Raw genomic sequence first — 21,839 nt, 5'->3', positions numbered from 1 at the left:
CAAGCACATAGCTTAAGGCAAGGGTGTCCATCGCGAGGTGGAATCTAAAGGAAGCCAGCGGCAAATCTCTGGTCTGACGAACAGAAATCACATATAAGGCAGGAGTAACCGGGTAAGGTTGCTAGACAAACCAAAGCCCAAAACTATTCGAGGCCAATCCTGTAAATGTGGCAGATGGATGGAGAGAAAGACTGCGTTCTTACCCGGGGAGGTCTCGCGGACATGCAGAAATAAAATTGAAACATGGTTGAAATAAGATTTATCGTGAGAAGTCAGCTGAGGTCATAGTACTGGAAGAAATCCAGGAAGGACCGAACAATAATAGCGTTCTTGGGCAGAGGGAGGAGAAGTCATGCAAAGAAAGCAGAAAACCAATAAAATGGACTGCCCTTGTAAGGGTATGTTGGAAACAGATAGTAGCAAGGGAGCGCAGAGCATGACATCGCTGGGAACTGCAACAAAGAACCGTGTGAACCTGTTAGAAATAATCCTAAGTCCGGCAAATCTCAATGAAGCCTATCTCAGGGTAAAGCGAAAGAAAGGCGCAGCCGGAGTAGATGGCATGAAAGTTGACGAAATGTACGGATGGTTAAAAGAACATAAGGAAGAATTCCTTGAATCGCTAAAGAACGGGAAATATAAACCACAGCCGGTACGGCGGGTAGAAATACCTAAGCCAGACGGAGGGAAAAGAAAGCTTGGCATACCAACAGTACTGGACAGAGTAATACAACAAGCAATAATGCAGGTACTACAGCCAATTTTCGAACAGACATTCTCAGACAACAGTTATGGATTCAGACCGGGAAAGAGTGCGCACCTGGCCATAAAACAGGCGGAAGCCTATTATAAAGAAGGATACACTAAAATAGTGGACCTTGACCTTGCACAGTACTTTGACACGGTAAATCATGACATGCTCATAAACATGCTCCGAGAAGAAATACAGGATGAGCGCGCAATAGCACTCATCCGAAAATATTTAAAGAGCGGAGTAATGGAAGGCGGAATAATAAGCCCGACAATGGCAGGAACGCCGCAGGGAGGAAACCTGTCACCATTACTGTCTAACATCTATCTTACAAAATTTGACAAACTGCTAGAAAGCAGGGGACATAAATTTGTAAGATACGCCGATGACTGTAACATCTATGTAAAAACGCCAAGAGCGGCAAAACGTGTAATGGAGAGCTGTATAAACTATCTTGAAGGAAAACTGAAACTAAAAGTCAACCGGAAGAAAAGTAAAATAGGCAGCCCATTGCGGGAAAAGTTTTTAGGATTTTCTCTGCACAAAGTAGTAGGGAAAATAGGAATCAGGCCACACCAAAATGTAATCCGGAAATTCAAGCAAAAGGTGAAAGAAATAACCGGCCGCAGTCGCGGCCGGTCAATAGAAAGCATCTTGCTTGAATTAAAAAATTATACAATAGGCTGGCTTAATTACTTTTCCATAAGCGATATGCGCAGCAGAATACAAGATTTAAACCAGTGGATTAGGCGTAGATTGAGAATGTATCTGTGGAAACAGTGGAAGAAAATTTCCGCGAGATTTAAAAATCTGAATCGATTAGGATTGTACAAAGGCAAGGCGTGGGAGTATGCCAATACAAGACTGGGGTACTGGCGCATCGCAAACAGTCCAATATTAGGCAAAACACTAACAGATAAATATCTTGAGTCGCTTGGTTATATGAATATAGCCAAGAAATATGAGATGTTTCATTCACGTTAAATTATTGAACCGCCGTATACTGAACAGTAAGTACGGTGGTGTGAGAGGTCGGTCATTCAATTAATGAGTGACCTCCTACTCGATTCCATTGTTTTATTAAGCGCTTACTTCTCATATACAAAAAGACGCCCAATACGAATATTGAACGTCTAATAATTAATAAACTCATTATTTATTGTAGAATGAAAATCTTTGCTTCCGACAAAATAGGTGATTTCTTGTGTCTACTCATACTAGGTTGATAACTACCGAGACATTGATGTAGTCCTTAATGACCTTTTTGCGTTCAAAACCATCTTTTTTTACAAATATGCAATGGCGGTAGAAGTACCGGAAATTAAGGATTTCTACATAGTACGGCGTTGTATCAATGCTACAGCCTCGACGTGGTTCCAAGAGCTCATTTTGATGTTTCGGATGTATTTTCAGTGTGTTTTTAACACCCATTCGTCCTCGGAAACAAGTCCACGGCATTTTGTGCTTTTATCCGTTCTTGGGAATATGTCCAGTTTAACCCTGAAATGGCACTACTTATGTTGTATTTAATATTACTAACCTAACATATTAATTTCAAATCAATTCCAAATGTATCCATACAATATGAATGAGCTGTAGATAAGATATAATCCATATCTTGTGTTATTTTATCTGCTTGCACTCCTGGTTGAACAATATAAATGTTCATTTTCATTTTTTTCCTTAATGCTTTTTTATGCATTATAGATAATTCATGCAAATTACCGACCTCAAATCTTGACGGATTAGCTGTAGTGCTACGTTGCCTTTCTCGATATTTCATACGCTCCAATAGCATAGTTAATTGCTGTGCCCATGTTATAGATTTTTCAGCCTGCCCACAAACCTCATATAAATCACTAACTCGTGCTCCTGTTTTTTTAGCATGAGCATATTTACAATGAAATAAATCAAATACTACCATATGATTTCCCTGATCCTCATATATCGCAACGATATCTGCTATTTCTCCTGCTCCATCATCATCAAAAATGATTTCATATTTATTCATATTTTTCAGTATATCAATCATACAATATTGTATAGATTCCGGTTTCTTAGCATGAGTTGCCTTATCCAATTGAGATTCCACTGTAATATCCATCGTGCTAGGCCAACTTCTCTGAATAATATTACTTTTAGGAAAACGTATACGCTGATCGGTTGGCACTTTTACATAACTATTTCCTTGTAGTGATGAACCATCAGTAAACCAAATTATCGGATAATTCTCCCGAAAAAACTCCAGCAAAGATTTGCTTTCACGACGGTTTTTTATTAATAATTTTGTGTTAGAAATACTAGATAATTTTTCACCATCAGGTTCTATCACAAAAGAAATTTTTTCCTCAAACGCGTCTGTATAAACTTTGAATACTATTTTTTCATCAGTAATTTCGTTATAACACAACTCAATACTACTTTCATAAAATGGAATATCTATTACTGTATTAGATAACCACAAATTTTCATTACATTCGTTCTCTAATCTAAATGGCCAATCAATCCGATAAGGTGGTCTTGAAGGTAACTTTTTTATTATTTGTCGTGTAAGAACTCCTTTTAATATATCCTTAACATCGATATTTACATCAAGTACCTTATCAATAATCTGATTACACCAATTTTTCCAAAAATCAATGCTTTCTATCCAACGTGACCAAATTGTACCTTTATATGATGCCCCTATGCTAATGCGTCCTTTACCATTATATCCGTTCCCAAATAGATTGGACTTAACACAATTAGCTTTTTGTGATTCAGATATTCCTTCCGCAACATCTATCCCTGCAAACATTTTATACCGTACAGGTCCATCAATAGCTGAATTAAGGCCAACTGTTCCTAACATCAATCGTTTGATACCGCTAAAGCTACGGAAAACTATATCAGATTTAATTGTTTTCGGCTCTACATCAAAAATAGCCTTGATTAAACGATATCCTTTAGACTTATCTGTTGCATTAAGAAAAACTACATTTTTCTCACAATTCCAATATATAATATACAAATGCCATTCCAAATCATTAAAATCTTTCTGATTAGTCCATTTTACACCAATTTCCGTTGGTTCTACGATAATCATTATTTTTTCTTTTTGATTAATAAAGCGTCTACAACTGTCGCTACTAAATATATGAATCCAATTATCAGGATGCCATTGTTTACCAACAGTCTTATAAGCAATCATGCTAACCTTCGTTCTTATTTGGGAAATATTTAGTTTGTCTATCCCATTACCTTGAAAACCACTAACCATTTTTTGTAAAGATATCTCGCTATCAATAAATTCATCGGCCTTAAGTGGCAATAACTTATTCCAATCAGCATCCTGCGAATAAAGATCCTCTATTGCCTCCACGATATTATCGTCAGCAATATTAGCTACAATTTTAGCACTACCAACCCCATCTGCCGCTCTTGCAAAACGTCCTATAAATTGCAATGTTATTGGCATTGATTTATATTTATCATGAATAGCTGCAATTTTTAAATTTGGAATATCAATTCCTTCCCCAAACATATCAACACAAACCAGAATTTTAGATTTTAATGATTTTAATAGCAACAGATTTTCTTGTTGCTCCTTTTTGGATTGTTTATTTGTAATTAAGACAGGATGATACTGTGAAAACTTCTTGTTGTATATTTTAAAAAGTTCATTGGCTCTAGTAATCGTATTTCCTCTTACAAGCAAAATATGCTTATATTCTGCTTGTATATCTTTTTTCAAAAGTGAAACCGCTTTTGTTGCTATCGCCAGATCACTTTTTCTGTCATCATATTCTTCAACTGATACAAATTGGATTTTTTTAAAATATCCTTGCTCCTGAGCAAGAGATAATGGGAAATTGTATATAATTGTTCCATCTACTTTTTCTCCGTCTTCACGAAAAGGCGTAGCTGTAAATTGTAGAATTTTATTTGTTAAAAACCATTTTTTTGTATTAGCCCATGTTCTAGAAGCAATATGGTGCGCTTCATCCACCATAAATAAATTAACATTATCTGCTAAAAAATTCACCTGCTGTGATGATAAATGCTGTAATAACGACATGGTTGATATAATAACATTCGATTGAAGTATCGCCTGCTTAAATTCATCAAAATTTTTCGTAGAATGTTCTAACTTCAAAACATTCGGCGTCTTAATATCATCATCTAATACACCAATCTGATAAAGAATGCCAAAATTTTTAAATTTTTCGTATAGCTGTGAGCGCAATAAATCAGACGGTACAACAACAAGAGATCTTAAAATTTTTCCAGCAACTATTACTGCTAACATGGTCTCTGTTTTCCCAGTTCCAGTTGGCATGACGATTGTTGAATTATTCCCTTTTATTGTCCAACGAGACTTTATAGCACACACAGCCCCAATTTGCGCAGGACGTAATTTACCATCATGAATGCCATTCCCCCATGTTCCAACAATCTGTTCAGGTTGTAAATATACACCATTAGATTGTATTCCTGCAAACAAATTATTCTGAAACTTTTTCTCAATAATATCCATCCATGCCGCCTCCTTATAATGCTAGAATATCACTAACAAATTCAATAAAAATCAGTTTTTTATTACTATAAATTTTTCCATTTATTAACAGTATTTGATACAATCATATATAATTTCTACTAACTCACAAGCACCACGTATCATTGGGTTTCCAAATTCCACGGATGTAACATTACGATTTATTCCATTCTCCCCAGCATAGCTGGAAGATTAGGATTTTCATTTAAGTTTTCATGAATGTAGCATATAAAGGGGTGCAGACATAAATCTATACTATCATCGAATTTTTACTTTATATAATTTTAAATTTAGCTTCTGTTACCACGTTATCATAAGGATATCCTTTAGCACTAAGAGATCGACAGATTTAGAATTCTTTCAAAAAATCATCAATCAGATAATTTTAAAACTCAATTTTCTACTCCATATAAGATATACAGATATATTCTTTAAAATGGATTTTATTTAGCTCATTTTTTATATGCATAAATCACTAATGTTTTTTTCATTTTCCTTCGATGTTATAATACTAAACGAACATTTGCCCATAAAATCTAAAGTAGACTTTACATATTCTTGATTATTAACATAATTACCATAAATATCTAATCCATCTGTAAAACGTTTCATAATCGCTTTTATGCTTTCAATACTATTATCTACACCAATCCAATATCGATTATTTTCAAAAGCTGCCCCTAAAGTTGTTCCACTGCCAGCAAAGCAATCAAGAACTAAATCTCCAGGATCAGATGAAGCCAGCACTATTAACTTGAGCATATTTAAGTTTTTCTCTGTCGGATATCCCGTCGTTTTTTGTGCCTGATTAATTGAGTCACGATAATTTAACCAAATATCTTGTACTGGAATACCTTTTTGTGGATCACAAAAAACCATCCGCCTTGGATTTCCTGTTGGACTCCAATAAATTTCTCCTGCAGCATCAAATTTATCTAATTTATCAGGTGTATATTGCCAATGTTTACCAGGTGGTGGCATCTTACCACGCCATTCTTTTCCTGTTTCTCCATTTCTGATACCAGGTGCATGAACTGGAACCTTTTTGTATCGTCTCCCTGTCCTTTCATCAACATAAGGATATTGTTCAATCATTTTTTCATACTCCCATGGATCGTATGGACGATTCCATGTATACTTATTGGATTTAGAATAAAATAATATATAATCAGAAATATTTCCATAAGTATTTTTAGTATAATTTTTTGTACTGCACTTCTTCCTCGTAATAAATGCCCGACAATTACTTTCTCCAAAAACTTCATCCATGACTAATTTCATAGTAAAAACCATTTTATTGTCTAAGTGAAGATAAATCGATCCATCATCTGATAATAATTCATATAGAAATACAATCCTCTTACGCAAGAACTCAACATATTCTCCACCATCAAGTACGTCGCTATACGCATGCTCTTGCTTGCGATTAACAAAGTTTGAAGAGGTAGCAAATGGCGGATCTATATATATTAATTTTATTTTTTTTCGATATCCATTATTTAATAAATAGCTTAAAGCATCAAGATTATCCCCATAAAATAAGCGATTATCCCCATCACCGTTTACAGGTATTTGTATATCAAAAGGCTTATTATGATATGATAAAATTCTTTTAACATCCTCCTTTCCTTCATATGTAAGGGAAACGGAAATCTTCTTATGTTTTAAATATTTTTTAGGCGGTATGCCTGTAGCCATTTACTCTCCTCCTGTCAACCACTCTTTTGTCAAGCGTTCGTTTATCATGCGTAAGGTAATAACTATAACTTCATTCGGAAAACGTTCCTCTATACTAGAATAATCATCCCACATTGAACCTAACAGTAATCCAGGTCCATCATTTAAAAAAATTACCTTTGTTTTTAAATCATGTGTATGTACATATCCCAATATCTCATCAGCACAATTTTTGTATCCACCGGTTCTATCATCTTCCTGAGCCCCGCCTCTATCACCATCATATCTAGCAAGTCCAACAGCATATATATATTTTTTATCTTTCGAATAAATAACAAAGTCCAAAGGTCTACTCTTATTAGGATAATCATTCCAAATAGATGTTGCTTGAATATCTGCTCCAGCACCACGTGGTCCTTCAATAATCAAATGTGGAAATTCGCTTTGAATCAAGTCAAAAAACTTACCTGTAAGGTCGTATCCTTTTTTGCCTCGATCTTTATATTCCCATAAAATAGCACATAATGCCTCATCCGGAAGCGGCCGCATATCAAAGCGTTCTTGCACTATATGTATTGCTCTAAATCCATCACCAAAATCTTTACAAATCTTCTCTGCCTGAGATTTTTTCTTTAACATTTCAACAGGTGTTTCTGGCGAAACATACTTCCTAAACACCCGACAAAGCTGAATACGCATCCATTGATTTGGCGCTTCAGATATATTCATAAGCAATGCTGAGGAACTTTCTGAGCGTCTTAACATATTAGAAAACATCTCTAATACAGGTGAATATAACCTGCAAGCATCTTCTAAAATATCTGGATAATACTCGCCTGTAGAAAGAGTTATATAATTACGTCGTTCATGAGGGGTAAAATCTCTAAAGTTTCTCATTAGTACCACTCCTATTATAATAGTTTTGGGAATCTCTTTTATTACTCATATGATTTTAACGCCATTGACGAACTTGCTGTCTAATTTCTAAATTATTTATGATACACCCTTTAGGTATTCATTCTACAAACAAATTTTCTAATTTCTGGGTTCTGCTTATATATAAATTAATTTTTATGAACTTGATTTAACTTATAACCTTTAACTTATAAATAATTCTGGCATATTATATTGAATTTCCAATGCTTCTCTTTTCAAACTTTGATTATGGCATTCTAAAATTGATTTTCTTATTTTTTTCTCACCGTTTTTCATAGTAAATACATATTCATCCCTATTTTTCTTTATGTAAGTGGATGTTTCACGAGAAAAGCCACTCCGTTGCAACACAATTGTTAATGGATTAGTTGTACCATATTCCACATATTCATACCAATCATTCTGTAACGTTTGTATTTGATGGTATTTTTTATATTCATTTGTAAATCGTAAAAAATAATTAGAAATACTAAATAAAATTATGTTTTCAATTACACCCAATGTTTCAGCAATAACAATATTGCGGTGTTGCAATGAATTATCATAAGGGATAATCTTTCCCTTAAACATAACGCCAGTGGATGGATGTTGTTGCTTATATTCAATTGCCTTTACTATAATAAAACTCAGTCCAGAGCCTTGCATCCATTTTCGTCAAGTTCCCCACTGTCAAAAATATTTTTTAAATGCTTTGTTGCAACACTTCTATCCACATTAAAAAGCTGTCCAATTGCTTTTTGGGTCAGCCACACATCATTATCCTGTACACGTACTTCTATTCCGTCTTCCTTCGCATCCATAGTGAACACAAGGAAATCTACGGTACTATTACGGATTTGAAGCTTGTTATTTTTTTCAACCACTAAAAATCACCTTCTTTATCTTCTACCACTTGCCTTTTTCTCCAGCTGTTTTATGCTATCAAAATAGTCCCGCTCCACACTGCTAAGTGTTTTGGCTTCATATTTTTTGTATTCCGTCTGCGCTTTATTCATAGCCTGATTATGGCTAATACTTCCGTTTCCAGTTAAAAGTTTTTCACCGGTAGATGTTAAAATTCCATCCAGATGCTTCGACCAATCCTCCATGGTCATCTTGATTTCACGCTCAGCCTGTCTCTCTGCAAAATCAAGATAACCTGAGACGAGCTGTCCCATCGATCTTAGTTCCTTTTCATCCAAATAGTTCTTAGCAATCTTTGCCTCACGCAAAGTAGGCTCATCTCCTGAAAAAGTCATCAAGCCCATGAAATCCTTCTCTGCATCCGCCCGATGATAGATGACCTCCGCTGCAGTTTCACCTGAAACAGAATAATGGATTTTGTTTTGCACTCGCTTGAAGAACTGCATAGAAACTGCTGCTGTAGGATTGTAATCGATACTGGTCGCATAAATTTCGAGCACCTGCCGATAGAATACCTTTTCAGAAGCTCGGATGTCACGGATTCTTTCCAGCAGTTCCTTAAAGTATCCACCACCGCCCAATTCTTTTAAACGGTCATCATCCATTGCAAAGCCTTTTTTTATGTACTCTTTCAGTATATTTGTTGCCCATATACGGAACTGCACACCACGCTGTGATTTTACACGATAGCCAACGGAGATGATGACATCGAGATTGTAAAACCTTGTAATGTTATTCTGTGTCTTCCCCTCTATAGCACCATGTTGACTGGTTGTTGCAAATTCTGCAACAACCACTTTTTCATCCAACTCTCCTTCAGAAAAAATATTCTTTATATGCCGAGAAATCGTAGATTTGTCCCTTTGAAACAACTCCGCCATTTGCTCTTGTGTCAACCACACAGTTTCATCCTGCATATTTACATCTATTTTTGTCAGACCATCTTCGGTTTGATAAATAATAATATCTCCATGATTGTCCACTTAGTTATCCTCCGCTCACTAACTTTATTACCTTTGCATTCACAACACCAAGCTTCATCGATACTAATATAGTTATCATCCATACTGTTGTCTTTACTCATTCTCATCGCCGCTCACTTTATGTATGTAGACACAAATATATATTTTTTATTATAACACCAGCGACTTTGATTCGCGATAATTTTTATTATCTTTCTCCTCTTTATATGATATTTTATAATATTTGATGATACAGCTGATTCAAAGAATATGGTCAAAGAATATGGTCAAAAAAAGCCGATCAGATTTTGACTTCCACTCGGATTTTCTAAAAATATCACAGATATTTCTTAAAGGCCTTTTTCATCTTCATTGCAACATCCATCGCCCATTCAAACTGTTCTGACCACTTGTCTTTGTTATCAAACTCAGCTGGATGTGTAATAATAACCCTACTTGCCTTTTTATCTGGCAGTTCTCGCCAATCAAGGGCTATTCCCATTTCTGTTTCAATTTCTGCCTTATGTGCATAAAATTTCTGGTATAATTCCTTGTCGTCAGTAATATACCATTCTACCGTAAGAGTATTGTCTTTCCTGACTTGCAATAGGCTAATATGGCAAGCCGAAGAACCAACGCTTAGTGTCATCCAATGGTCAGTGCTAGCTTTTCTCCTGTTAAATGCCCTTGCAAACGCTTCATCATTAAATGCGTGTTCATTAAACGCAACCCAATAATCATACCTGGCCTGAAGTGTAGCAGAACTACTTGTTTGACGTTTGATTTCCTTCGTCCAATCGTTTGGTTTTTCAATTACCTCAAATTTTACGGCGATATCTGAATTCCCAATTTGATACAGTTTAATTTCCAAAAGGAAGAATGCGATATTTTCATCTGTGTGATTATTCAGCCATTCAATAGCTGAACGATGTTCTTCTCTTGCACGTTTCACAACCCATATCACGACATCGGCAGACTTGCCAGAAGCATAAGTAATCAGCTTGCCAAGATGGTCATGGTCGGTATCCTCAAGCTGATTTTCAATAATTATCTTTCTATCAGTTCCTGTTTCAGTAGCGTATATATCAACATTAAAATCGCCCACGTTTGACTCAGTTTCATCCAGAGTTATTTCCAAGCCCACTGTATCTGATAGCATAGCTAGGTTTTCTTCATCAGCAAGCCACGGTGTGAAATCTAAAGCCTCATGCGGCCATACTGTTCTCAAGTCTTTTATCTCGCTCAGTTTCCCCAAAGTCGGCATTTAAAAATCTCCTCACTTTCTACCATATGAAGTAATTTATACACAGTCATTCCATAACATTTGCAATGATTCCCCTAGGATATAGTCCTTTACCGTTAACAATCCTGTCAACTCAACCCTACGGTATTTTGTCAGTGGATATGTTTAGTTCCTAGCGTATAGCTAAAAATTCGAGAGCTGAAGTTTGACCTCCAATTCTCGGAAATACCTTTATTTCAAGGCTTTTTTAGACATTACTTTTGAACCCTTGACATCAAGCAGACACTCTCGACGTGAAACGAGAGGAGTGAATGAATGTCAAATCCACATTTTCGACACCCCTCGTCCGTGGAAATATATCCACGATATTTTATCGCTTTGTGGGAATATGTCAACAGTATTCCACAAAGTTGTCATTCCATAGCAGGCTCTGTTGCCGTTCCCAAAATGATACAATGTAACGAATAACCTTTTAACGATGCACCCACCAAGGCTTTAGGGGGTGCATTATTTAACGATAATGGGTGCAAATGCACACCCCTGTTAACGATTGGGTGCAAAATCCATCCTATGTTAAAATTTTTTAGTATTCCAATAATCATGACTCTGATTTAAACATTATTCGTTTTTTCCCTTTTTCTTGCCTTATTTCGACATCCTCGGTGCATTCATTCATATTGTCGAAAGACAAAGTTATACTATGTTTAAAGTTCTTGTCTCCATCTTTCTTCGACAAATCCCAGGTTCCTTCTGTTGATGTATAGAAAGGGATTTCTGGAAATGGAATGTTTATAAATTCAGAATTCGGACAGTTATCACTGTTTCTTGGTATTTCTACAAATAATGAAAAACATCCGTATGTCAAATTAAAGAGCATATATGGCTTATCCCAAACAGTCTTTTTTCGTTTAAACAACACATAATGCGGATATTTTGTTACATTGAATCCGGGAATCATTTTATATCTAACAAGTAATTTTTTATTGTTATACAGATTAGAATGTTCTGGATTAAGAATCCACTTTATTGTATCAGAGAAAATCGGTATTTCTTCAATTGGCATAACTGTAATTGCCATTTTAACGATGGCTTTAAATACCGCAATTGGACAATGCTTTCCTACTGGTTTTGAAATAGTCATTGAATTATTCATGCATTTTATATACTGATCATTTACTTCCCTACATTTGCGAATAGAAGGTATACTATCTTTAAAATCAATATCCACACAATACTTGGCACATTCATTAGTACGTATCAAGCAAGGTATTTTAAAACTACATTTTGGTATTCCACTCTTGCCATCTACCTGCATTATGCTATGATAGAGACTAAAGAAATTAGCATAATCGTTTTCAATAATATTACCAAAAAATTGATTGCAAACATCACACTCATAATTTGATGCTAAAGCATTATTACCAATAGATTCTGGAAACACGTGTGCAATTTTCTTAAAATTCACTTCATCTTCGCCTTTACCGCAAAACCTACATATTTTGTTTTTTGAACATCCTATTGTGTTCATTCCATGATTTGGTATTAATAATCTTGACTTTTCATCAAAATCTGGCGTACGCACCACATCATAAAATGACTCATAATATTGAACCGTGTTTGAATCTACTTCTTTTTTAATACCGACTTTCATTTATACACCATCCTCTATTAATCATCTTTCTTCGGACATATCCTCGGCAGTTCCTCCAAGAAATGCTGTCCTATTTTTTCCGCATCATAGTAACACGCTTCACAGATGAACCTCAGTCCGTCCGATGTCAGCAGACAGCCATTGTTCCTGTCACGGCAAAGCTGCTCATAATCCTCTAATTGCTTTTTCGTTATTGTCAGCATCTGTTGCCACCTCTGTTTCTATTCAACTCTGCATCATCTGCTCCAGCACTTTAATGATTTGTTCATAAGTGATATCCTGTGCATAAGCAAACTTTTTCCGGTACTTCGACCACATATCCTGCAATTCTTCACTGCTAGATATTAATGTCAGTATGGCTTTTGTATCTGCAATATTCTCTGTACTTCCTCTATGTGATGCCGTGGCTGCGAGTGCTTCTTGGAACAGTTTCTTATCATATGCTTGCGTTGTACAAAGAATGTAAATATCATAATAATCTCTCGGTCTTGTGTTAAATATACCACGGCTTAAAACGGTTTCTACTTTTTCCGCCATTACCGTTTCAATATTATAACCCCACAGTTTGATACGGACATTATCATCAAAAATCCCGCCAAATTCATACTGTACTGCAGACGGAGTAATCACATCACCAGTAGACACATCTATCGAAAGTGGGGTAACTATCGTATCATATACCGCATTAAGTCTCACACAGAATCCACCATATTTGTCATCTTTGCGAATCGGTGCGATGGATACCGTTTCAAAATTCACATCATCTCCAAGGTCAATACTGCATATGTTCGTTACTGCTTCCACAACTTTTTCTTCCGTCAGCGGAAGGTTTTTTAATGTGGTGTCCAAATCCATTGTCGATCTGGTATCCAAGCCTACAATAGCTGCAATCAACATACCGCCCTTTATAACAAATTTCTCGCTGTATTCTGACTCAGACATTCTTGCCAAGAACCGCTCAAACATATAATTCTGAAGAACCACTTGTGCAGCGATATTACTGCTCTTGGCATAGTTTTTTATTTTTGCTTTCAGACTCATTGCTTTGGAACTCATAGCAGCACCTCTAGATATTTTTTCAAGTCTTTTGCCACCTTGAACTGCTTCGCATATACCGACAGGAGATTCAAATCCTTCTTATCATACAAAGCATAATTCTTGATAGCACTGATAACCGTTTCTTCATCACAGCGATTACGGCATCTTAGAAAATCACAAATCGTTCTCTCCACATTATAGCACCTGACAATATTTCCGAATGTAGTATTTTTTTCTATAATCCCAATATCATGCAGCTCCGGTTTCACATAAAAGCAGGCGCATTCGCCTTTCAGAGAATTGGGCAGTGCCGCATTGCTTGGAATCGTAACTGTATGCATAAATGGTGTTCGTTCTGATAATCCATTCAAAAACAATGCTGTATCATGCGAAAAAACAATTTTTTCAGAACGAAGCATCAAAGTGTACATATCATCATGCACCGCATTTGGAAGCGTATAGACACCATGTCTGCATCGTTCAAGCAATCCTTCTTTTACATAATTCGTCAGCAGTTGTTTTGAATATCCTAATGAAAGCACTTGAGATGTGGTTATCATATTATTGTTCTTTTTAATCTGATCATAAATCGTCTGATTGATATTCATTGCTTCACCTCCATCGTTGACTTTCATACGGTATTATACTGTATATCCATTCGAAAGTCAATATATACAACTTGACTTTCGAATGGATATTATCACTTTTTTCAATTCAAAAGAATACACCCTGCATCTCTGCAAGGTGTCCATGTATCTCCGATCCGTCCTTAAATGTGACGGTCATTTTTTTATCCTTATCCACCGTGATGAAATCTACCATGCCGCCCCACATCCCGGCATCGAATTCCGTAATAGACTCTCCATGCTCCTCAAGGGTCTGAATGAGAATCCCCAGTTTTTATGCATGAAATTATCCTTATCTCCCTACATCCACGCTCATGCCAGACTTAAACTCGATAGTGAACTTTTCCTCGTAAACCGTTATCTTCTCCACCATTCTTCTGACCAAGTTTTCATCGTATTCCTCAATCTGTTCCGTCTGCCCGGCAAGGAACTGCTGCATTTCGGCAATTCGCTGTTTTGTTCCGTCTCGCTCGGCATTATCCGCCATTACCTTTTGCTTTCTCTCACGCAAGTGGTCAATCTCATCAGCAAGGTATTCATAATCCTGTCTGGCATTGGCTCGTTTCAGAAGTTCCTGCTGCAGGTCTTCCAGCTTGGCATCAAGGCTTTCTATTGAAGTCTCATCTTCCAAAGCAAGCACCATCGCTATATTTTCTTCTAAGTCGGCAAGCATATCCTCCTTGCCACCGAGTGCCATATTAATTGCCTTTACCACAACGCTCTGTAATTCTTCTTCCTTCACAGTTGGTGCATCACAGCAGTCGGGACCATGCTCCACTCGGTTTACGCATCGCCATACCGTAGAGCGTTTTCCATGATTGTTCCAAGCAACCCTGCGGTAAATCTCCCCGCATTTCGAGCAATAGACAATACTGGAAAGTGCATATTTGCTGCTGTAGACTCGTTTCTTTCGGTTCGCACCGCTATGAAGATTGGACCTTCTGAGCATTTCTTCTTGCACCTGCATATAAAGGTCGCGGGGGATAATCGGTTCATGACTGTTTTCTACATAATACTGCGGAACGATGCCGTTATTTTTCACTCGCTTTTTTGTTAGTACATCCACGGTATAAGTCTTTTGCAAAAGGGCATCACCAATGTACTTTTCATTTCGAAGTATTTTCTTCACTGATTCAGGACGCCACTTTGGTTTTCTGGCACCCGTTAAAATACCATCCTCCATCAAGCCGTCTCCGATTTGCTTTAGGCTTGCACCCTGCAGGTATTCTCGGTAGATTCGTTTGACGATTTCTGCCTCGGCAGGCTCAATGATGAGGTGTCCATCTTCGTCTTTTGTATATCCCATAAAGCGATTATGGTTGACCTGCACCTCTCCCTTCTGAAATCGAAACTGCATCCCCATCTTTACATTTTTGCTTAAGGATTCCGATTCCTGCTGTGCAAGGCTGGCCATGATGGTCAGCAGAACCTCGCCCTTGGAATCCATTGTATTGATGTTTTCCTTTTCAAAAAACACGGGGATGTTCTTTTCCTTCAGCTGTCTTATGTAGCGAAGGCAGTCCAAGGTATTACGGGCAAATCGGCTGATGGACTTGGTAATAATCATATCAATATGGCCTTCCATACACTCGGAAATCATGCGGTTAAACTCCTCACGCTTTTTGGTATTGGTGCCTGAGATACCATCATCTGCGAATATTCCGGCAAATTCCCATTCCTCATTTTTCTGTATAAAATTAGAGTAATGTTCCACCTGTGTATCATAACTGGTAGCCTGCTCATCGCTGTCGGTACTGACACGGCAGTACGCTGCGACTCTGAGCTTCGGCTTTACTTCTTTATTTACTGTGTTTCCCACACGTCTTCGTGCCGGGATAACTGTGATACTCTTATTCAACTATCGCCACCTCACTTTCAATTAAGCTGTAGGCATATTCTGCCTGTTCAAATGGATCTGCAAATTTTCTCTCAACAAACGGCATGGTAAACATTGTATCTGCCATTGGTTTTGGTGCATCCTGCAGTTCTCTGACCCTGCCCAAAGAGGATGCCCTCGACATTCTAATTTCTTCTGCCTTGTCAAAACGCTCTCTGTCGATGACGGCAGGATAATATTCATCTCCAAGGTAATGCGTGTTTCGCAGCATTCTGCCTGCACTGCCATGATAAATCTCAAAGCCTGCATTCTCCGCCGCAGGCTTTAATCCAAGTCCTGCAATGTAGCCGTCAAACAGCTTTCTGACTGCTTCCGCCTGTTTTTCATCGACTTCTGCTTTTCCATTCACAATTTTGTATCCGTAGGGTATATGTGCCATTATCCCACCAACCTTTCCTTTAATTTCAGTCCACACTTCAGTTCAAAGACGATTTTTTCTCTTGAAAGCACGATAATCCCTTCTACATAGGAAAGGAATATCTCATCCGAATATTCCGTCAGCATCTCACTGCCGGATGCAAATTTTATAAGTGTCTCCAAGGCTTCAATCTTTGTCCTGTCACCGCTGACGGAATTTATCATTTGTTTCTTTTCTTCCTGCAAATGCTTTTCTTCCAAAATCAAAGCATTGTTTTCCTTGCTAAAAAGTGCTGGCTCTAATAGTCCGCCTGCCATAAGGCTCGTCAGCACCTGCCTTTTCTCCATATTCTTTTCCAGTTTAGTTTCATATTCCTGTATCTGTAGAAGCCTATCCTTATCATCAAATCCCTGCAGGCTGTGAAGCAGTGGCTTTAATATCATCTGATGGGCAAATATCAGTTTATTCATCATAGTAAGGAACGCCGTCTTTATGCCATCATCCGTAATGTACTTCATGGAACAGGAGTTCCTGTCCTCGATATGATGGGTGCAGCACCAAGCAATGTAACTTCCGCTGGGCTTATAGTGGATTCTTCTTTTAAAGACTCCGCCGCACTCTCCGCACTTGATTCTGCCTGAGAAGCCATAACGATTCTGATAGCGTTCGGTTCGCTCTCCATTGCCTTTTTCCTTGCCACGCTGATTCAGGACCTCATTTGCCTTTTCAAAAATTTCGTGGCTTACAATCGGCTCATGATGATTTTCACACAGATATTTATTTAACTCGCCATCATTGGTGTGGCGGCTAAACTGACTGTCGGTGTAGGTCTTTTGAAAAATAACATCTCCCGTAAACTTCTCATTGCGAATAATCGCATTGATTGCTCCGGGAGTCCATTTTCCGCCTTTCTTGCTTCTCACACCGCTGTCATTCAGTTCCTTTGCAACGGCATGGGTACTTTTCCCGGCAAGCGTATCTTCAAATATCTTTTTGACAACCTCTGCCTGCTCCGGCACAACAATCATTTCTCCGCCGGCATTTTCATAACCATAAGGCGGATAGGAAATAATGTAGGTGCCATTCTGAAAGCGTTTTTGTATTGACCATTTATTGTTTTCAGAAATGGACACCGACTCGCTTTCCGCAAGACTGCTTAATATGGAAAGCATCAATTCACTTTCCATCGTATCCGTGTTAATATTTTCTTTCTCGAAAATCACGGTCACATTTAGCGCCATCAGCTTTCTTACCAGTTCCAAACAGTCTGTTGTATTTCTGCTGAATCGGCTGATGGACTTTGTAATGACCAAGTCCACAAGACCTTTTTCGCAGGAATCAATCAGGGAATTCAGACCGTCACGACACTCCTTTTTGGTGCCAGTAATACCTTCATCAAAAAATACCCCTGCGTACTCCCACTCGCTATTGGATTTGATATAATCCTCATAATGTGCTTTCTGCGTATCAAGGCTGATAAGCTGTTCATCGCTTGCCGTGGACACTCTGCAATAGGCAGCAACACGGGTTTTCGTCTTAACCGATAAGGCATTATTTTCTTCAATTTTTGTTATCCTTTTCATCAACTCACCTCGCTTTCGGTATGGACATATTCCCGTACTAATCGATATATATCAAGTCTTTTATGGCATAATTTCAGCTAAATATGGAGAGAAAGCTTGGCGGTTTCTTTCGCTGATTTTGTTGAATTCATCCACAGAAATCAGGTCCTTATCAAGCAATGCTTTTGTCATTTTCTGTGCCATACAATATTTATAATCACCGCACAGCTGTTCCTCCGTCATGCGTGATTTCATAAGGACAGGTAAACTGTCCGGCTCTGTAATTTTCGTTACTGTTTTATTCTCATCATTCATTAGAAAAGCACCTCCTACCTTATAGCCTTGGCAGGAGGTGCAATCTGACGGTTTCCTAATCTTTTTTATAGAAGCTGCATTCGTATCCATCCGCACGGAGAAGAAGCCCGGAAATCCAATGCGGAGTCCTGCCCATTTGTTCACACACAGCATAAAGGGAAACTCCCATGCTGCACTCGATAATCAGTTCATCATGAACATGACCGCAAACAAAAAAGTGCGACAGCGTTCGCATGGAATGAGCCAAAATATCCCTGCTGATTGCCTGCACGATATTTTCCACAAACTTGGGTCCATAGCTTTCGATGCGTTCCCATTTCTTTGTACCACCCACACCTTCATAGGTCACAGCCTCACCGCCGAAACGGTTCTCTCCCATACGTGGTTTCACATAGGAAAGCCATCTGCCGCTTGGCAGCTGAATGAACAGCATTCCGCTCTGGTAGAAAAAGCGAATGCCATGTGTTTCCGTGGTCACTCTGTTTTTGACCGTATTCTTTACACAGCGGTCAACATCCCACCAAAAACGCACAATGTTTGGGTTGGCGGCTCTCCATGAATCCACAAGTGGCTGAAGTTCTTCTTCCTCAAGTCCCATATCCAAAGCACCCATCGCTTTTAGAGCACCGACAGAACCGCCGTAGCCGAGAGCCAATTCAGCGATTTTACCCTTTTGACGGAGATATCCATTAACACCGTGCTTTTCCACAGGAACACCAAACATAGCGGATGCTGATGCACAATAGATGTCCCCGTTATCTGCAAAGACAGCTGTTCGCCAGCTTTCCTTGGCAAGATAGGAAAGCACCCTTGCTTCGATGGCAGAAAAGTCCGCCACCACAAACTTCATCCCAGCTCTTGGCACAAAGGCTGTGCGGATAAGCTGTGACAGGGTATCCGGGATATCATCATATAGAAGCTCTATCGCATCATAATTGCCGGACTCCACCAGACCTCGCGCCTGTTCTAAATCCGGCATATGGTTCTGAGGGAGATTTTGCAGCTGTATATATTTCCCAGACCAGCGTCCAGTTCGGTTTGCAGAATAAAAGCCAAACATTCCTCTGGCACGGTCATCTGAGCACATACAATTCTCCATCGCCACATACTTTTTTACAGATGATTTGGAACTTTTCTGCCTTAAGGCAAGCACTTCTTTGAGCGTTCCCTCTGTGCTTTTAACAGCTTTGGCAACTTCTTTTTTGCCGAGCGAATCCATAGTAAGTCCCTGTTGAGACAACCAACCTTTAATCTGCGGTACACTGTTTGGGTTTTCAAGTCCGGTTAATTCCTTCAACTTGTCGATAAGCTCTGCGTTTGACTTCTCAGCCATTGTTAAAGCATTTTTTACCAGCGTGCGATCTATAAGAATTCCTCTATCATTTATTTCCTCACTTCGATAGAACTCTCCCCATAGGAATTCCGGGACAGGATAACGGATTAGTCGTTGCTGTATTTGCAGTTCAACCTCAACATCACGCTTATTATAGTTCTTGAAAGCTGACCATTTTTCAAGGTGGTCTACAGGATCATTAAATTCACCAGATTTGTTTGGCACACAAAAAAACTTGATAAGATCCTTTCCTTCGGTCATTTTTTGTTTTTCAAGGCCCAGTACAGATCCTACACCCGCGAGTGATTTAGGCAAGCCCAGCGTGGATGCCCAAACCATCGTGCAATTCCATGAATTTGGAGATAAGTACTCTCCAATAGGATATCCGGTGTATCGAGAGAGACAGATTCTCTCAAACTGACTGTTATACGCGGTTTTTATGACAGTTTCATCCTCAAGTGCATTCAAAATATCCTGTGGAATCTTTTCTCCATTTGCCAGATCGATAACCTTTACCGCACCATAATTAACGGAGTATGCAAACAGCAAAATATCAAATCTATCTGTGTCACAGTATTTATACACGCCGCACTTCGCCAAATCGATGTTGCTGCGTGTTTCAATATCGATGCTTAAAATTTTTATTTCATCCACGAATAATGCTCCCTTCTTTTTATTTTGCTTATAGTTTGGTGGCACACCCCATACATTTGACCCAGTTCACGGAAGCTTATTCCGCAGGCAAGACCAAATCGGATGGCGTCAATATCATCCAAGGAAAGCACACTCTTGCCCTTGCCGTTTTTATATGCGTCTATCATATTTTCAGTGCGGGTATCGTATCTTAGGTTTTCAAGGTGATTATCTGAGCCGTTGCAATTGTTATGGCATACTTCCATACCCATAGGCGGTTCACCACAAAAGGCGAGCATTACCAACTGATGGATGCCATATGATTTTCTGTGATGGTCATGAAGCACCACCGACAAATGACCATAGGAGTCTCTTTTTCCAGGCGATAATATAGTTTCCTTGGTACGCCATTCAAAATCACCATACTGGTTTTTACTCGTAACAATACGGGCTAAACTTTTGATTCTCCCCATATTGCTTGCCTGATATTTCCCTTCGTAACCGGGGATATCTTTCCATATTTCATCTGTCATATGTTGTCACCGTCCTTACGATAAGCAAGGCGGCGAAGAATACACCTCCACCGCCCGCTGTTTACTGATTATTCTGTTCTGCTTTGACTGCTGCCTTTTTCTTTTCCCTGTGCAGTTTCCATTTCTTAAAGCACCAGTGCAGGAAATCCATAATCCAATATACCAAGCTGCCGATACCAAAGCCGTACAGCACCACAAAAATCACAATCACATCAAACTGCTTTGCAAATTCATATAAATCCATCTGTTTACCTCACATTTTCATAATATCTGCAGACAGCAGTTTCCCACCGCCTGCATTGATTGTCACTGCATTTTCTTAAGAGAGAAAATCTTCATCGTCTTCAGTGGCAAAATCGTCCTCGGCACGGCTCTTGCCACCAAGCGGCTCACCATCCTTGATTTTCTGCAGATTATTAAGGCCACAGGCGATACCCTTATTTCCGTTGGAATTGAAGGCATAGAAATTGATGGATGCACGGCCATACACACCGCTGTATACCTCGCTGCGGTCGATGATAGGCTGACGGTCTGCATCCACGATACCAGGTGCAGATGCACTGTTGGCATTGATGAAGTAGCTGTTCGCGTAGGCTTCATCATCGGGCCTTTCCAGATCACCGTCACGAAGCGGAGTCTTAAGTACAGAAAGTGCAGGCACTGTCTTGCCATTGCCCTTCAGCTTGGACTGGCCTTCCTCGTAAGCAGACTGGATGGCTGCCTTGATTTTGTTGACCGTTGCAGTATCGTCCTTTGGAATGATAAGGCTCACGCTGAACTTAGGTGTGCCGCCGTTGATGGATTTTGCATCCCACACATTTGCATAAGACCAGCGTGTTTTTACTCCTGTGATTACCTTGGTAGGGTTGGTATAATTCTTTGACATA

20 protein-coding genes are annotated in these 21,839 nt (G+C 38.7%); 1 reads left to right on the top strand and 19 read right to left on the bottom strand.

Going from position 1 to position 21,839, the window contains the following annotated elements; genetic code table 11:
* Positions 1-352 precede the first annotated feature (352 nt).
* Positions 353-1,735, top strand: coding sequence for a group II intron reverse transcriptase/maturase (ltrA, locus tag I6760_RS02320; protein ID WP_231036020.1), 1,383 nt, complete (start codon positions 353-355; stop codon positions 1,733-1,735).
* Positions 1,736-2,291: 556 nt separating this feature from the next.
* Here ltrA and I6760_RS02315 read toward each other — a convergent pair.
* The 19 genes from I6760_RS02315 to I6760_RS02225 all read right to left on the bottom strand — a co-directional run bounded on the left by I6760_RS02315 (position 2,292) and on the right by I6760_RS02225 (position 21,838).
* On the bottom strand, positions 2,292-5,267 hold the full coding sequence (locus I6760_RS02315) for a DEAD/DEAH box helicase (protein ID WP_196592909.1): 2,976 nt from the start codon (positions 5,265-5,267) through the stop codon (positions 2,292-2,294).
* Between the two features lie 477 nt (positions 5,268-5,744).
* Positions 5,745-6,983 (bottom strand): site-specific DNA-methyltransferase, encoded by a 1,239-nt coding sequence (locus I6760_RS02310; protein ID WP_196592908.1) that lies wholly within the window; start codon positions 6,981-6,983, stop codon positions 5,745-5,747.
* Positions 6,984-7,859 carry a hypothetical protein gene (locus I6760_RS02305; protein WP_196592907.1) on the bottom strand — a complete coding sequence of 292 codons (876 nt, stop codon included), beginning with the start codon at positions 7,857-7,859 and terminating at the stop codon, positions 6,984-6,986.
* Between the two features lie 201 nt (positions 7,860-8,060).
* A complete protein-coding gene (locus tag I6760_RS02300) occupies positions 8,061-8,468 on the bottom strand; it encodes a hypothetical protein (protein WP_196592906.1) in 408 nt (135 codons plus the stop codon).
* Between the two features lie 56 nt (positions 8,469-8,524).
* Positions 8,525-8,761: a hypothetical protein gene (locus I6760_RS02295; protein ID WP_196592905.1), complete on the bottom strand. Its 237-nt coding sequence runs from the start codon at positions 8,759-8,761 to the stop codon at positions 8,525-8,527.
* Between the two features lie 15 nt (positions 8,762-8,776).
* The gene (locus I6760_RS02290) at positions 8,777-9,784 is read right to left on the bottom strand and encodes a virulence RhuM family protein (RefSeq protein WP_196592904.1); all 1,008 of its coding nucleotides are present in this window, start codon (positions 9,782-9,784) and stop codon (positions 8,777-8,779) included.
* A gap of 316 nt (positions 9,785-10,100) precedes the next feature.
* A complete protein-coding gene (locus tag I6760_RS02285) occupies positions 10,101-11,027 on the bottom strand; it encodes a DUF4268 domain-containing protein (RefSeq protein WP_196592903.1) in 927 nt (308 codons plus the stop codon).
* Positions 11,028-11,604: 577 nt separating this feature from the next.
* The gene (locus I6760_RS02280; RefSeq protein ID WP_196592902.1) at positions 11,605-12,657 is read right to left on the bottom strand and encodes an HNH endonuclease; all 1,053 of its coding nucleotides are present in this window, start codon (positions 12,655-12,657) and stop codon (positions 11,605-11,607) included.
* A gap of 17 nt (positions 12,658-12,674) precedes the next feature.
* Positions 12,675-12,860 (bottom strand): hypothetical protein, encoded by a 186-nt coding sequence (locus tag I6760_RS02275; RefSeq protein WP_196592901.1) that lies wholly within the window; start codon positions 12,858-12,860, stop codon positions 12,675-12,677.
* Between the two features lie 22 nt (positions 12,861-12,882).
* On the bottom strand, positions 12,883-13,713 hold the full coding sequence (locus I6760_RS02270) for a nucleotidyl transferase AbiEii/AbiGii toxin family protein (protein ID WP_231036052.1): 831 nt from the start codon (positions 13,711-13,713) through the stop codon (positions 12,883-12,885).
* The gene (locus I6760_RS02265; RefSeq protein ID WP_196592900.1) at positions 13,710-14,303 is read right to left on the bottom strand and encodes a type IV toxin-antitoxin system AbiEi family antitoxin domain-containing protein; all 594 of its coding nucleotides are present in this window, start codon (positions 14,301-14,303) and stop codon (positions 13,710-13,712) included. Before I6760_RS02265 ends, I6760_RS02270 begins: the two co-directional genes overlap by 4 nt.
* A 310-nt stretch (positions 14,304-14,613) precedes the next feature.
* Positions 14,614-16,179, bottom strand: coding sequence for a recombinase family protein (locus tag I6760_RS02260; RefSeq protein ID WP_196592899.1), 1,566 nt, complete (start codon positions 16,177-16,179; stop codon positions 14,614-14,616).
* Positions 16,172-16,597 (bottom strand): recombinase, encoded by a 426-nt coding sequence (locus I6760_RS02255; protein ID WP_118005362.1) that lies wholly within the window; start codon positions 16,595-16,597, stop codon positions 16,172-16,174. The genes I6760_RS02260 and I6760_RS02255 overlap by 8 nt, the downstream gene beginning before the upstream one ends.
* The gene (locus tag I6760_RS02250; RefSeq protein WP_118005361.1) at positions 16,597-18,159 is read right to left on the bottom strand and encodes a recombinase family protein; all 1,563 of its coding nucleotides are present in this window, start codon (positions 18,157-18,159) and stop codon (positions 16,597-16,599) included. The genes I6760_RS02255 and I6760_RS02250 overlap by 1 nt, the downstream gene beginning before the upstream one ends.
* A 60-nt stretch (positions 18,160-18,219) precedes the next feature.
* Positions 18,220-18,453, bottom strand: coding sequence for an SHOCT domain-containing protein (locus I6760_RS02245; RefSeq protein ID WP_118005360.1), 234 nt, complete (start codon positions 18,451-18,453; stop codon positions 18,220-18,222).
* A 55-nt stretch (positions 18,454-18,508) separates the two neighbouring features.
* Entirely contained in the window at positions 18,509-20,431 is a 1,923-nt protein-coding gene (locus I6760_RS02240) for a DNA polymerase (protein ID WP_196594727.1), read from the bottom strand.
* Positions 20,428-20,952 carry an NUMOD4 domain-containing protein gene (locus I6760_RS02235; RefSeq protein ID WP_196592898.1) on the bottom strand — a complete coding sequence of 175 codons (525 nt, stop codon included), beginning with the start codon at positions 20,950-20,952 and terminating at the stop codon, positions 20,428-20,430. The genes I6760_RS02240 and I6760_RS02235 overlap by 4 nt, the downstream gene beginning before the upstream one ends.
* Positions 20,953-21,013: 61 nt before the next feature.
* Positions 21,014-21,196 carry a hypothetical protein gene (locus I6760_RS02230; protein ID WP_196592897.1) on the bottom strand — a complete coding sequence of 61 codons (183 nt, stop codon included), beginning with the start codon at positions 21,194-21,196 and terminating at the stop codon, positions 21,014-21,016.
* 75 nt (positions 21,197-21,271) lie between these two features.
* Positions 21,272-21,838, bottom strand: coding sequence for a DUF2815 family protein (locus I6760_RS02225; protein ID WP_196592896.1), 567 nt, complete (start codon positions 21,836-21,838; stop codon positions 21,272-21,274).
* Between the last annotated feature and the right edge of the window lies 1 nt (position 21,839).

This window comes from Pectinatus sottacetonis, assembly GCF_015732155.1.
Classification (GTDB): domain Bacteria; phylum Bacillota; class Negativicutes; order Selenomonadales; family Selenomonadaceae; genus Pectinatus; species Pectinatus sottacetonis.
The sequence above is the reverse complement of the archived record's forward strand: the minus strand, read 5'-3'. Positions and strand labels throughout refer to the sequence as shown.